Here is a 13,951-nt window from a genome sequence, read left to right on the forward strand (position 1 = left end):
AATTTTTAATCAACTAGCAGTGTAATGTAACCGCAAGGTTCGCTAAAATGCTGGCTATGTATACAGTCAAAAAAACCTAACATGCGCAAAATAATTCATATCGACATGGATTGTTTTTACGCGGCCGTGGAAATGCGTGATGATCCGACCTTACGCGACATACCTTTGGCCATTGGTGGAAGCTCCAAACAACGCGGCGTTATTTCAACCTGTAATTATCCAGCCAGAAAGTATGGGGTACGTTCAGCTATGGCTACTGCCTATGCGCTACGCCTTTGCCCAGACCTGGTTATGGTAAAAGGGCGCATGGAGCTTTATGTGAAAGAGTCGATGCGTATTCGCGAGATATTTGCCGACTTTACCGATATTATCGAACCCCTTTCCCTGGACGAGGCGTATCTTGATGTGACTGACTCTGTGCATTGCGGGGGCAGTGCAACGCTTATTGCTCAAGAGATACGAACTCGCATACACAACGAATTGGGGCTCACCGCTTCAGCCGGTGTGGCTTCTTGTAAGTTTGTTGCCAAAGTGGCCAGCGACGAAAACAAACCTGATGGGATATGTGTGATAACCCCTGATAAGCAAGATACGTTTGTGCGAACAATGGCGTTAGAAAAAATTCCGGGTGTAGGCAAAGTCACTCTGCAAAAGCTGCATCGTATGGGGCTGGCAACCTGTAATGATATCCGTCAATATCCTTTTGAACGGTTGCAAAAAGAGTTGGGTAAATTTGGCGCGGTGCTATGGGATCGCGCCCACGGGGTGGACGAACGGGAAGTTAATGTTAGTCGTGAGCGCAAATCTATAGGGGTAGAGCGTACACTCAATGACGATATTCATACCCTGACGCAATGTTACGATTTTTTACCGGTATTACTGGAAAAACTATCAGAGCGCATTGCTGCACACGAAAAAAAACACACTAAAGGTGAGTCTGTACGTATAAAATCGCAGGGCGTAAAGCTTAAGTTCAGCGATTTTCAGCTTACCACCGTAGAGCACAGACAACAGAAGTTCGATGCTGAGGTTTTTTCGCAACTCCTTGTAGAAGCCTATGAACGGGGCAGAGGGCGAGGAATACGACTGGTAGGTCTGCATATTGGCCTGGCCGAGCCCGCTCCGGTTGAACAACTTATTTTACCGTTGGAGTACCAATAGATGACATCAACAATTGAACCGGGTATTTATCAACACTATAAAGGCAATTACTACGCGGTATTTGATGTAGCCCGGCATAGCGAAGATGAAAGCTACCTCGTAGTATACCGCCCGTGCTACGGTGAAAAAGCATTGTGGGTCCGGCCTCTTGCCATGTTTTCAGAAACCGTTGAAAAAGACGGCCAGACAGTGCCACGATTTGAGTATATTAAACCCCTGCCTGAAGATCTTAAAAAAATATAAATGATCTGTTCGATATGTGACCGCATAATCAATTGCAGACTATTAGCAGAGGATTCGTCATGAACATCGGATACAAAAGCGCTTTGGCGGTACTGCCATTGTTGTTGAGCGCAGCCGGTCAGGCCCAAAATAATTACAACGATGTACAAATTAAAGATACTCCCTTGCGTGGCTCTGTACACATGCTTCAGGGTGCAGGCGGAAACATTGGTGTTTCTGCTGGTAAAGATGGCGTTTTAATTATAGATGACCAATTTGAACCGTTAGCGCAGAAGATCTCCAATGCGCTGGGCGATTTGGGCAGCAAATCACCGAAATTTATTATCAATACACACTTTCATGGTGACCATACCGGAAGTAATGGTTGGTTTCATCAACATGCCAACAGTACCATTTTGGCCCATAGTAATGTGCGCGTACGCCTGGCAAAAGATAATGAAACCGAACCTCAGGCGTTACCCGTTATCACCTACGAAGATGGCATAAAAATGCATTTTAACGGCGAAACCTTACACATTATGCATCTTGCTGAAGGTCATACCGACGGGGATTCAGTGGTGTGGTTTGAAGAGCCAAATGTGATGCATACAGGCGACTTGTTTTTTAACGAGCGCTTTCCGTTTATCGACCTTAATTCAGGTGGAAGCGTAGAGGGCTATATTCGTTCTGTTAAGCAGCTCATCAAAAAAACCAATGATCAGACAATCATAGTCCCTGGCCATGGTCCTTTAGCAAATCAATCTGACTACAAAGTGTTTTTAGATATGATTGAGCAGACCAAAACCTATGTCGAAAAGCTAAAAGCGCAGGGCATGTCGGCTGACGAGATTGTCAAAAAAGGACTAGAGCCTCAGTGGCAATCATGGAGTTGGGATTTTATCACCGAAGAGAAATGGATAAATACGCTGTACAATGACTAAAGAGATAGCGCCCATTATTAGTAACGGGAGCTTTAGGCTCCCGTTTTTTGTGGTCAGGAGCAAAGTTAGTGAAAATTTTAAATGTTGTTGTGGCAGTAATATTAGTGCTGATCATTGTGGGGGTAGTTATTAATTACCGGCTCGATAGCACGCCTCCTGGTACCTTTGATTCGCCTCAGTATCATGATGGCGTATTTGTAAATACCAAACCAATTACCGGCAACACTTTCACTAAATTTATTGAAATTTTTCACCGTAGCCTGACCCAGGAACGAACCGCTATAAGACCGGCAGCGGCGATCCCGATAGCGTCGTTAACTACTAAGCAATTGCAGCAATTACCCGATACCGGCGTCTTTTTTGTCAAACTCGGACATTCGACGGTGTTATTTAAAATAGAAGGTCGGTATGTGTTAACCGATCCCATGTTTGCCCGGCGCGCTTCGCCATTTCGATTTGTAGGACCAGAGCGTTTTCATCCGGTACCCATTACTATAGATGAGTTGCCCCCTATAGATATCGTACTGTTATCTCACAACCATTACGACCATCTTGACGAAGACTCTGTCAAAGCGCTTAAACATAAAACCCAGCACTTTTTGGTGCCACTGGGCTTAAAAGTACAGCTTCTTGATTGGGGAATACAGGCAGACAATATTACCGAGCTAGACTGGTGGCAGAAACAGCGGGTCGCGGATATCGACCTGACCTTAACCCCCTCGCATCACTTCTCTGGGCGCGCTTTTACCGATCGTAACGCCACGTTATGGGGAGGCTGGGCTATTCGTACTGCACAAACGGCATTGTTTTTCAGTGGGGATTCAGGGTATTTCGACGGCTTTAAAGCCATAGGACAAAAGCTAGGCCCATTTGATATCGCCATGATAGAGAACGGGGCATATGCCAGCAACTGGCCACAAGTGCACATGCAGCCTCAGCAAACTGTGCAGGCGTTTAAAGATGTTAAAGGCCGGTATTTGGCACCGATTCACAACAGCACCTTTGACTTGGCGTTTCATAGCTGGTTTGACCCGCTGGAACAACTTGAAAAACTGAGCCAAAAGCAAAACGTGAATCTACTCACGCCTCGTTTTGGCCAGATTATTAATGTGAGCCAGCCGGACGCCACCCCACGGTGGTGGCAGACCTTAAATTAGTGACTTTCTTCTGATATGGAAAACGCTTGTTCGCCAGCTACCCAGGTTTCAAGAACCTGAGTTTTCCAGATGTTTTCTGGCTTAACCTTGAAAATATCCTGGTCCACCAGAATAAAGTCAGCCCATTTTCCAGGGGTCAGGGTGCCGGTAACATCTTCCATATGAGCTGCGTACGCCGCATCTAATGTAAAACCACGAAAAGCTTGTTTTACTGTTAATGCTTCGTGAGCATACCAGCCCTTAACCGGTTGATTGTCTCGGTCTTGACGCGTCACGGCAGCATGTAAGCCATAAAAAGGGTTAGCCAGTTCAACCGGAAAGTCTGAACCAAGGGGTAGGGCGATGCCAGAATCAAGCAGAGTCTTCCAGGCATACGCGCCTTTCATGCGCTGTTTTCCGATACGATCTTCAGCCATGTTTTTGTCGCTGGTTGCATGGGTAGGTTGCATAGAAGGTAATACCTGTAATTCAGCAAACCGGGCAAGATCGTCAGGTGCCACGACCTGCGCGTGTTCTATACGATGACGCAAGGCCTGGCCATCGCGTTGTGCAAACGTTTTTTCAAACTGATTTAATGCTAAATGATTGGCGCGATCGCCAATAGCATGAAAGTTCAGCTGAAAACCAGCGTCAATAACTTTGTTAAACAAACCGGGGAAATCTTCGGGTTGGGTTAACATCAAACCTTGTTGATGAGGCGCATCGCTATAGGGTTTAAGTAATGCTGCACCTCGGCTGCCTAACGCACCATCGCCGTAGGCTTTGACGCTGCGTATAAACAAATAGTCTTGTTCACCTCGCACGACACCACGATCCAGTAAACGCGCTAAATCCGGGTCGGTAGCGGCAATCATGGCATACACACGTACTGGCAACTCGCCCTTCACGGCCTGCGCCAGATAAAAATCGTATTCGCGGTGACTAATACCGGCGTCGTGCATCATAGTCACTCCGTTTGCTAACAAATGCTCAGAAGCGGCACTTAAGCGCTGCTTAAGTTGTCCGTAACTGGTTTCAGGCATTACCTTTTCAACCAGCGCTTTAGCATTATCAATCAGCACACCAGTGGGTTTTCCGTCGGCGTCTTTGATTATCTGTCCGCCGTCCGGGTCAGGCGTATCACTGGTAATTCCCGCCAGCTGCAGCGCCTTGCTATTGGCCCAGCCTGCGTGGGCATCGACCCGGCCTAACCAAACCGGACGATCAGTAATGTGTTTATCAAGCTGTTCTGCGGTAGGAAAGGCCCGGTCTGGCCATTGTTCCTGGTTCCAGCCGCGACCGGTTATCCATTGTTGGTCGCCGTGGGCAAGGGCATAATCTGCTACCATCTGTGCTGCTTCGCTGGCACTTGTGGCAGAGCGAAGATCCACTTCCAGTAAGTTACTGCCTAAACTTAACATGTGGCCGTGCGCATCAATCATACCCGGCAACAGGGTTTTGCCCTGGCCGTCAATGGTTTTAATATTGTTGTGCTGTTCAGACGTATCGCTGCCAGTCGACACTACCTTACCATCTTTTATCAGCAACTGTGAGAACTGGTTTAGTTCGCCATTTTCATCAAGGGTGTAGCCATTAACATTTTTTAGTAATACCGAATCTTTTGCTACCGCTGGCACCGACACTAATACTGTCGTAGCCAGAGCACATAACATGTGTCCAAACTTATGCATTATTGTTCTTCCTGTTGAGTTAAATTAGGGGGCTGAAGCAGATAATCCTGCTGCCAGATTTTTTGCATACTGGCGGCACTGATGTTGCCTCCGGAAAGCATTACCAGCGCTGTTTTCGGGGCAGTAGTTTCTACCGCCCAGGCGGTAACAGCCGCCATCGACAGCGCGCTGGTTGGCTCTACATGCAGTTTCAGCAAATGCTGAAGCCATTGGGTCCAATAGGCTATTTGAACCTCGTTAACTTCGTAAAAGTCGTCCAGCTGCTGTAAAAAACCAAACGTATGTTCACCGACGCTAGGCGTTGCCGCGCCATCAGCTAATGTGTCGGGAGGGCTGTTCAGGGTTTCAATTGTTCCGCTTTGCAATGAGCGTGACGCATCATTCGCTTGCTCAGGCTCAGCGCCGATAACCAGCGCATCAGGTTGCATAGCGCGAGTCGCTAGAACCGCACCGCTTAGTAATCCACCGCCGCCACACGGGCCGAATACAGCATCGACGGGGCCGGTTTGTAACAACGCTTCATGAGTTGCAGTAGCCTGACCCGCAATAATGTCGGGATGATCAAATGGTGGGATCCACAACGTGTCTGGGTCGGCGGCTGCTTCGCGTACCGCTCGATCGGCTTCAGGACGGGTGGGATAGCGCTGCACTTTAGCACCATAGCTTTCGGTAGCCGCAGCCTTTATCGCAGAAATACTTTGGGCAGCAAAAATAGTGGCCGGAATATTATAAAGCGCGGCCGCATACGCGACAGCCTGTGCGTGGTTACCCGAGCTGTTGGCAACAACGCGTTTTGGCAAACAATTTTGTTCAGCGCAGCGTGCCAGCATATTTACGGCACCGCGTAATTTAAACGCGCCTATAGTTTGCAAGCACTCAGCTTTAAATAAAATACGGTGGCCGAGCCACTTATTGAGTAGCGACGACTCCAGAATGGGAGTTTGCTTAACATGAGGCTTCAGTCGTTTTGCTGCAGCCAAAACATCATCGTAAGTAGGCATTGCCATTTTTATTTATTTATTCTCTTTTGTTCAAGTAGTATGAAGGTATCTAACATAATCGGTTCGTTATGCCGCTGCAACTTGTGTGAATGTGACACCAAATTACCTAGGATATGTATTTAATAATTTTACTGCCCTGTACCCTTCGGGGATGCTGATGAAACAAGGTGAGCATCAAGGTCTGGTCGTTGCAGCTTGCAACGGGTGGGAGCAAATAACATACTAACCGGCCTCGGTTTTGAAACAAGCGCTTGCAGGAGCGCATAAGATAAAAGGACTATATTATGGGATTGTTAGACACCCTTATGGGGAATGCCAGTGAAGTCGATGTTGAAGAAGTTCGTGAACAGCTTGAACCTGTTATGGGCGACAACGAGCGAATAACCACCGCTTATCGTCTTATTCGTGACCTTATCGTATTTACGTCAGCACGGGTGATTCTTATTGATAAACAAGGATTAAGTGGCCGAAAAATTAGTTATTTGTCCATCCCTTATAAATCAATTACTCAGTTTAATGTTGAAACGGCGGGGCATTTTGATACTGACTCAGAGCTGCGTATCTGGGTATCAGGGCAAGATGAGCCACAAAAGGTAGAGCTGGGTAAAAAGGCAGCCGTAGGCGTACAAAAAATGCTGGCGAACATGTTGTTCTAAATAACTTTTAGGCAGTAAAAAGGGGCCGATCTGGCCCCTTTTGTATTGTACTAAACCTAAAGGTACTGGTTTAAAGGTACTGGTTTGAAGGTATTGGCTTACTTTTGCACCTGTAAGCTACGGTTGAAAAAGTTAGTAATGGTTTTATACAAATGAATGCCGGTTTGCTTACCGCGAATACTGTGTTTCTTACCCGGATAGTCCATGGTTTCAAACACGATAGCTTCATCCTGCAAGTGCTTGTACAAGCGCGTACTGTGAGTAAAAAGAACGTTGTCGTCAGCCATACCATGATAAATCAATAAATCCCCTTTAAGATCTTTAGCATAGGGAAATACTGAGGCGTCGGTATAGGCTTTATCATCGGTTTTTGGGTTGCCCATGTAGCGCTCGGTGTAATGAGTGTCATACAAACGCCAGTCGGTAACAGGCGCGCCTGATACACCCGCCTTGAAGTACTCTGGCGCTTTAAACATAGCCATTAGCGTCATGTAGCCGCCATAGCTGTGGCCGTGTACACCAATACGCTCGCCATCGACATACGGCAGGCTTTGCAAAAATTTAGCTCCGGCTATCTGGTCATCTACTTCAACTGCCCCCATTTTTTTGTAGATAGGATCTTCAAAACCTTTACCCCGGTAATTAGAGCCACGGTTATCTACCGTAAATACCACGTAACCCTGATTTACCCAGTATTGTAACAACAGACTGCGGTTGCCGCCCCAGCGATTGGTTACCATCTGCGCGTGTGGACCGCCATAAAGATACACAATAGCCGGGTGCTTTTTATCGGTATTTTGTGGTTTGTACAAACGATAGTGCAGGGTAGCGTTATCATCGGTTTGTAGGGTACCGAACTCAGGCTCGTTCCAGTTTTTCAGATACGGTGTTAAAGGATGTTTGTCATCCAATTTGTTTTCTTCAAGCCAGGTGATTTGTTTGCCATTAGCCTGATGCAGGCTAACCTGCGGTGGCCGGTTGGCGGTTGAAAATTGATCAACATAAATAGAAGCATCGGCCGCAAAACTTGCATTGTGATAACCATCACGAGTGGATATACGCTCTATATTACCGCCATCAAGACCCACTGTATAAATATGACTTTCAAGGGGCGTATTTTTACGGCCACTGAAGTAAACCAGCCCTTTGTCTTCATCAATGGCTTCAATATCATCCACCACCCAATCGCCCGAGGTCAGTTGTTTTACTTGCGTGCCATCGTTGTTGAACAAATAAAGATGCTTAAATCCATCGCGTTCTGAGGCCCAGATAAACTGCTCAGAATTGTTTAAAAAGGTTAAGTCGTCGTGCAGATTTACCCAGGTATCGCTGGTTTCTTTTACCAGCAGGTTTTGCGTTTTACTCACAATGTCGAACGCTTTTAATTCTAAAGTTTGCTGATCGCGTGTCTGCCACTGATAGGTTAAAGTCTGGCTGTCTGGCATCCAATCAACCCGAGCCAGATAGATGTCTTTGTTGTCACCTAAATCGACCCATTGACGCTCGCCCGATTCGATGTTTTGAACCGCCAGCGAAATCTCAACATTGGGGGTGCCGGCTTTGGGGTAGCGCTGCTCAATCATTTTAATATCATCAGCGTAAATTTCAGAGCGAGTGATAATATCCACCGGGCTTTCATCTACTTTGGTAAACGCAATATGACTCTCGTCAGGCGCCCACCAATAACCGGTCATTCGGCCCATTTCTTCTTGCGCGACAAATTCAGCCATCCCCATTTTAATGGCGTCACCGCCTTCGGTGGTTATGGCTTGTTCTTTGCCTGTTTCGATGTTTTTTACAAACAGGTTCTGGTCGCGTACAAACGAGATAAAGTTACCTTGTGGAGAAAGCCGGATGTCGGTTTCAAAGGCTTCGGTGTCAAGCAGCTGGATTACGCCTTTTTGCCCCAGCTTATGAAAATACACATCGCCACCTAAAGGAAACAACAGCGCCGAACCATCTTTAGAAAACTGATAGCTAACGATACCAGTGCCTGACAAACGCATACGCTCGCGGCGGGCTTTTTCTTCGTCAGACAACTCCGGTTCTTCAGATGCCAGCTCAGCCGAGTCAAACAACATTCGCGTTTTGCCCGACTCAATGTGGTATTCCCATAAATCCAGCTGTTCATAGTCCGACTCTTTACCTTTCAAAAAAGTCACTCGCTGTCCGTCGGGCGATACTTTAAGATTACGCGGTGCATTGCCATCTAGTGAAGGCGAGTCAAAAATTCGTTCGATAGTGAGGGTTTTCGCCGTAACGGCGTTGCTGAGCATCATAAAGGCTCCAATCATTAACGCTTTTTTCATTATTATCTACGCTCTACGCTGTGATAGTTATCTTTAGTTAAAAGGATGACACAAGGTGACAGGCAATAAAACCGCTTTAGTTTTAGGCGCCACCGGGTTGGTGGGTCGGGCATTAGTACAACAACTTTTATCCGATCCACGCTACAGCCGCATAATTTGTTTGCTAAGACGGCCAATGCCGGCTGCGGTATTTGATGATGCTGACAGAAAATTGCAACCTATAGTTATAGATTTCGCTCAGTTGCAGGATTATCAGGGTTACTTCAATGTAAATCATGTGTATTGCTGTTTAGGCACTACCTTAAAGCAAGCGGGCAGCAAGTCGGCGTTTCGCAAAGTAGATTTTGAATATATCCATATTGCGGCGCAGCTGACCCGGGCCCAACGTTGCGCCAGTTTTGTGTGGGTGTCCAGTGTTGGGGCAAACGCTAACAGTAAAAACTTTTATCTGCGTGTAAAAGGGGAATTAGAAAACGCCATTATGCGTATGCCTCAATTAAAGCATGCTACCGCAGTGCGGCCTTCGTTATTAATTGGTGCTCGAAGTAACCCACGCAAACTGGAAGATTTTGGACAGAAATTTGCCCCGCTACTTCGAAAAATATTGGTGGGTAAATTACGTAAATATCGTCCGGCGTATGCCAAAGAGGTGGCGGCCAAAATGATTTTACAGCAGCGGTTTTAAACATGGGCAAAGGTTTTCAGTGTAAACAATTTTTTGTCGGGCACGATCATTGTGCCATGAAAGTAAGTACCGACGCGTTGGTGTTGGGCAGCTGGATTTCAACAGACAATGCCAGCAAGGCGCTGGATATAGGTTGCGGCAGCGGTATATTAAGTTTAATGCTGCGCCAGCGTATGGAAAAAGCGTCTGAAATAACCGCACTGGATACAGACGCAGGTGCGGTGCGACAAACCCGACTTAACATAGCCAACAGCCCCTGGCCAAACACCGTTAACATTTTGCATTGCCCCTTAGCACGTTTTCAGGCTACTGATACGTTTAACCTTATCGTGTGCAATCCGCCGTATTTCAGCAATGCCGGAGTAGGGCAGCATGCGCACCTCAAACAATCGGATGAGCGTCAAAATGCCCGGCACGATAATGCCTTACCCCCTATCGAACTGTTTTCATGGGTAGCACAGTATTTGTCTGAAACCGGACGTTTTTATTGTTTGTACCCGGCCAGCCGCTTAGCCGAAATAACCAACGTGGCGGCAACGGTGAATTTACATCTGTCTGCGGCTTTAAAACTGCATCATAGCGCCACAAAGTCCGCTCATGCCGTCGCCCTGAAGTTTGAGCGTGGGCAAGCTCCTGCTCAATTGCACACAGGTATTCCAACACGCTTATTTATCCGCAACGACGATAATCAGTATACTCATGCTTATAAATCATTGTGTCATGCTTTTTATCTGAATTTTTAACACGTACAACACTGAGCAATTTAGGACGCGGTTACGTATGATGCGCATTGATTAATAACTATAGTAAAGTAGAAAAATGACAGACTGGATAGCAGAAGCCTTTGGTGCTGTAGCATTGGTATTTAACTTTATAGGTTATCGCCAAAACGAAGTGAACCGCTACAGAGCGCTGTCAGCCGTTGCTTTACTAAGTGTAAGTATTCACTTTTTTATGCTCGACGCTATGGCAGCAGGCGTTGGCTGTATGATAGCAAGTGTCAGAAATATCATTGCGCTTCGTTATCGTAGCTCATTTATCTTATATTTTTTTGTGGCTTTGAATGTGGCATTTTTGCTATTGGAATGGTTTATCTTAAAGCACGGGCCATTGATTTTTATTGCTTATGCGTCGTCACTAATTTTTACAGTGGGCTCTATTGTATTGCAGGATGCGGGCAAAATAAGACGCTGGTTTGTGCTGGCTGAATTATTAGGTTTAACCTATGCCATTGCAGTGGGCAGTATTTTCGGGACGTTGTTTAATGTCAGTAATCTCACCAGTATTTTTGTAAAAATGTACCAGGCGAATGAGTTGCCTGCATTTATTAAACGGCGCTAGCTATACTAAAGTATACCTCGCGTATCGATAAGTATAACTGTGTATTTACTAAGCAATTTAATGCTGTATCAGGCTTTCCTACAATGGTGGTCTCATTTATTGAGATACTTACCATGTATTCCAAAGATATTACTGTTACCTCTGTTCACGCTACGCCCGCCAAAGTTACCCCGCTGTTTGGTCGTGAACGCGTACGTTTGCATGATGGTCAGGCCAGTGCTCATAGCTTGCAATTGCGCTGGAACAGTCGTCTGCGTAAGCTTTTGCACGCTGAGCACCGGTTACATCAAGCACAACGCTTGCGCGCCGTGGTTTACACGATTATAGTAGCTTGCATACTGATTTTAGGATTTTCACTTTACTTAGCTCCGGCCGCTGTTGCATGGGTATTTGTGTTTGAGGCAACCCTATTAATGTCTGCTATTATTGTCTTGCCCTATACAGTATTACGCAGCAAGGAATGCCAACGCCACAGGGACACACTCTCTCGTAAATTTTACGAAAGCAATCATGAAGTTGAATATACCGATGATGCTTTAGTATTAATTAACCGCAGTACTTATACAGCCGTAACTAAGGTGTCACTAACGGAACACTGATTTGCAGAGTACGCGTTCAGGAACACGCTGGTTTCTAGGTTACAACGGCTTCTTTCTTATCTGTCTGTTGTTATTGGGCGGAGTTTTAGCTGCCCCTATGGATGCTCTGGCGCAACTTGTTGTCGCCGGTTGTATGCTGGTGGTTATCTATTTAGCAGCGCATGAAGCGGCCACCATCAAGCGCTACCGGGTCTTTTTCAGAGTTCTGGCGGTGCTTTTAGGGCTGGCACTTACGGTTCGCTATATTTTATGGCGGGGAATATACACCCTTGAGGCCGCAGACTGGCTGTCGTTAAGTGCAGCCTGGTTGCTTTTTCTTGCTGAACTATACGCTGCGCTAACCCATATAATTAGCTGTGTGGTCAATATTTTTCCGCTAAGCCGACCCGAGCGATCACTGCAAAAATACGCCGCCGACACCCTGCCGACTGTCGATGTACTAATACCTACTTATAACGAAGACCCCGATATTTTACAGGTCACGCTGCGGGCGGCGTTGCAAATGCATTATCCGGCCAATAAGTTGCAGGTGCATTTGTTAGACGATGGCGGCACGCTGCAGAAACGCCAGCAAAAAAATACCTTTGCCCGCCATCAGGCTCAGCATCGTTGCCAGCAACTTCAGGCACTGTGTGGCTCGCTGAATGTTCGCTACCATACGCGCGAGCAAAACTTGTTTGCCAAGGCTGGCAATATCAACAGTGCCCTTGCCAATACAACCGGCGAGCTGGTGGTGATACTGGACGCGGACCATGTCCCCACGTCTGACTTTCTTGATAAAACCGTACCCTGGCTTATTGAGCGAAAAAAGGTGTTTTTAGTGCAAACGCCACACTTTATGGCAAACCCCGATCCTGTCGAAAGAAACTACTTTTCCGCTTTCACCCGTATGCCTTCTGAAAATGACATGTTTTACGGTACCATTCAAAAGGGACTGGACTTCTGGAATGCCTCTTTTTTCTGCGGTTCTGCGGCGGTACTGCGTCGCGCTCACCTGGATAAAGTCAATGGTTTGTCGGGTCAGTCGGTTACCGAAGATGCTGAAACCGCATACGATCTTCACGCCATGGGATATGAGTCGGTATACGTAAACCGCCCCATGGTAAGCGGGCTCGCCCCCGAAACCTTACAGGCATTTGTAACCCAAAGAATGCGCTGGGCCCAGGGCATGACTCAAATTCTTTTGCTTAAAAAGCCTTACCGCGGGGCGGGGCTGTCCTGGACACAACGGTTTGGTTACCTAAGCTCAATTTTGTTCTGGTTGTTTCCCTTTGCGCGTATCATTTTTTTACTGATGCCACTCACCTATTTAATTTTTGGGCTGCAGATATATCATGCATCACTGTTGGAAATTGTGGCGTATACCATTCCCCATGTTATTGCGACCTATCAGCTATCTACGTTGTTGTTCGGTCGTACACGATGGCCTTTGGTGTCTGAGCTTTACGAAATATTGCAATGTACGTTTACATTAAAAGCGCTGGTCAGGGTTTTTCGAAATCCTAATGCTCCCTCATTTGTGGTTACACCCAAAGGCGAAAACCTGGTGCAACAGTATATCTCGCCTTTAGCCAATATATTTTATGGGCTGATTGTGCTGGTGGTAACCGGAATTATCCTGGGTCTGCATAAGCTGACGACCGAACCATTAACTCAGGATTTAACCCTCGTTGTATTATTATGGAATACGTTCAACCTGTTGCTGCTATTCAGCGTGCTGAGTGTATTGATTGAGCAGCGCCAAATGCGTGAGCAGTCGCGTTTACCGGCTAATGACGATGTAACCTTTCAAGACGACGAAGGTCGAGCCTGGGTGGGAAATATGCGCGATCTATCTTTAGGTGGTGGTAAAGCCCAGATACATGCCCGTCATCAATCTTTACCTGAGCAATTGCATTTGGTGAGCTGGTCACGTTCGTTGGGGCGAAATATCAATATACCCTGCCAGATTTTATTTCATGATGCCCAAAGCGGTGTCGTACGTTTTTGTTTTTTGCGCACCAGTGATGCCGCGCGAAACGAGATTGTTGCTTATACCATGGGCGACAGCCGTCGCTGGAAAAGTTTTCAACGGCGCCGCACCCGGCCGATTCCCTATCTTTATGGGGTTCGCCATGTATTACGGGTTAGTCTGCGCCCTGTTTTTCAACACTTTACTATGCAGCTTAAAGCGCTTTGGCAGCAGTGGAATATAACGAAGGGAAAATAA

At 46.6% G+C, this 13,951-nt stretch carries 13 protein-coding genes; 10 read left to right on the forward strand and 3 right to left on the reverse strand.

The genetic code is table 11. The features are described 5' to 3' along the window. The first annotated feature begins 81 nt into the window (after positions 1-81). The 4 genes from dinB (at position 82) to JK130_RS12985 (ending at position 3,481) form a co-directional block, all read left to right on the forward strand. The gene (dinB, locus tag JK130_RS12970) at positions 82-1,161 is read left to right on the forward strand and encodes a DNA polymerase IV (RefSeq protein WP_218354751.1); all 1,080 of its coding nucleotides are present in this window, start codon (positions 82-84) and stop codon (positions 1,159-1,161) included. Beyond that, a complete protein-coding gene (locus JK130_RS12975; protein ID WP_218354752.1) occupies positions 1,162-1,404 on the forward strand; it encodes a DUF1653 domain-containing protein in 243 nt (80 codons plus the stop codon). Positions 1,405-1,463: 59 nt separating this feature from the next. After that, on the forward strand, positions 1,464-2,324 hold the full coding sequence (locus JK130_RS12980; protein ID WP_218354753.1) for an MBL fold metallo-hydrolase: 861 nt from the start codon (positions 1,464-1,466) through the stop codon (positions 2,322-2,324). A 68-nt stretch (positions 2,325-2,392) separates the two neighbouring features. Beyond that, on the forward strand, positions 2,393-3,481 hold the full coding sequence (locus JK130_RS12985; RefSeq protein WP_218354754.1) for an MBL fold metallo-hydrolase: 1,089 nt from the start codon (positions 2,393-2,395) through the stop codon (positions 3,479-3,481). On the opposite strand, the gene JK130_RS12990 is transcribed toward JK130_RS12985, so the two are convergent. Both JK130_RS12990 and JK130_RS12995 read right to left on the reverse strand, forming a co-directional pair. Further along, positions 3,478-5,151, reverse strand: coding sequence for an amidohydrolase (locus JK130_RS12990; RefSeq protein WP_425514613.1), 1,674 nt, complete (start codon positions 5,149-5,151; stop codon positions 3,478-3,480). The two genes, JK130_RS12985 and JK130_RS12990, sit on opposite strands and share 4 nt — an antisense overlap. After that, positions 5,151-6,158 (reverse strand): serine/threonine dehydratase, encoded by a 1,008-nt coding sequence (locus tag JK130_RS12995; protein ID WP_218354755.1) that lies wholly within the window; start codon positions 6,156-6,158, stop codon positions 5,151-5,153. The genes JK130_RS12990 and JK130_RS12995 overlap by 1 nt, the downstream gene beginning before the upstream one ends. A gap of 278 nt (positions 6,159-6,436) precedes the next feature. On the opposite strand from JK130_RS12995, the gene JK130_RS13000 reads away from it, so the two are divergent. Further along, a complete protein-coding gene (locus JK130_RS13000) occupies positions 6,437-6,808 on the forward strand; it encodes a PH domain-containing protein (RefSeq protein ID WP_218354756.1) in 372 nt (123 codons plus the stop codon). A 98-nt stretch (positions 6,809-6,906) separates the two neighbouring features. Here JK130_RS13000 and JK130_RS13005 read toward each other — a convergent pair whose 3' ends face one another. After that, the gene (locus tag JK130_RS13005) at positions 6,907-9,117 is read right to left on the reverse strand and encodes a S9 family peptidase (protein ID WP_218354757.1); all 2,211 of its coding nucleotides are present in this window, start codon (positions 9,115-9,117) and stop codon (positions 6,907-6,909) included. A 55-nt stretch (positions 9,118-9,172) separates the two neighbouring features. On the opposite strand from JK130_RS13005, the gene JK130_RS13010 reads away from it, so the two are divergent. The 5 genes from JK130_RS13010 to bcsA all read left to right on the forward strand — a co-directional run bounded on the left by JK130_RS13010 (position 9,173) and on the right by bcsA (position 13,951). Continuing rightward, positions 9,173-9,802: an NAD(P)H-binding protein gene (locus tag JK130_RS13010; RefSeq protein WP_218354758.1), complete on the forward strand. Its 630-nt coding sequence runs from the start codon at positions 9,173-9,175 to the stop codon at positions 9,800-9,802. Positions 9,803-9,804: 2 nt separating this feature from the next. Beyond that, positions 9,805-10,545, forward strand: coding sequence for a tRNA1(Val) (adenine(37)-N6)-methyltransferase (locus JK130_RS13015; protein WP_218354759.1), 741 nt, complete (start codon positions 9,805-9,807; stop codon positions 10,543-10,545). 76 nt (positions 10,546-10,621) lie between these two features. Then, on the forward strand, positions 10,622-11,143 hold the full coding sequence (locus tag JK130_RS13020) for a YgjV family protein (RefSeq protein ID WP_218354760.1): 522 nt from the start codon (positions 10,622-10,624) through the stop codon (positions 11,141-11,143). Between the two features lie 83 nt (positions 11,144-11,226). Beyond that, positions 11,227-11,742 carry a hypothetical protein gene (locus JK130_RS13025; RefSeq protein ID WP_218354761.1) on the forward strand — a complete coding sequence of 172 codons (516 nt, stop codon included), beginning with the start codon at positions 11,227-11,229 and terminating at the stop codon, positions 11,740-11,742. Between the two features lies 1 nt (position 11,743). Further along, complete coding sequence (gene bcsA / locus JK130_RS13030; RefSeq protein ID WP_246587799.1) at positions 11,744-13,951, forward strand: UDP-forming cellulose synthase catalytic subunit; 2,208 nt, start codon at positions 11,744-11,746, stop codon at positions 13,949-13,951.

It is taken from the genome of Alteromonas lipotrueiana (assembly GCF_019249245.1).
In the GTDB taxonomy this organism is placed as follows: Bacteria; Pseudomonadota; Gammaproteobacteria; order Enterobacterales; family Alteromonadaceae; genus Alteromonas; species Alteromonas lipotrueiana.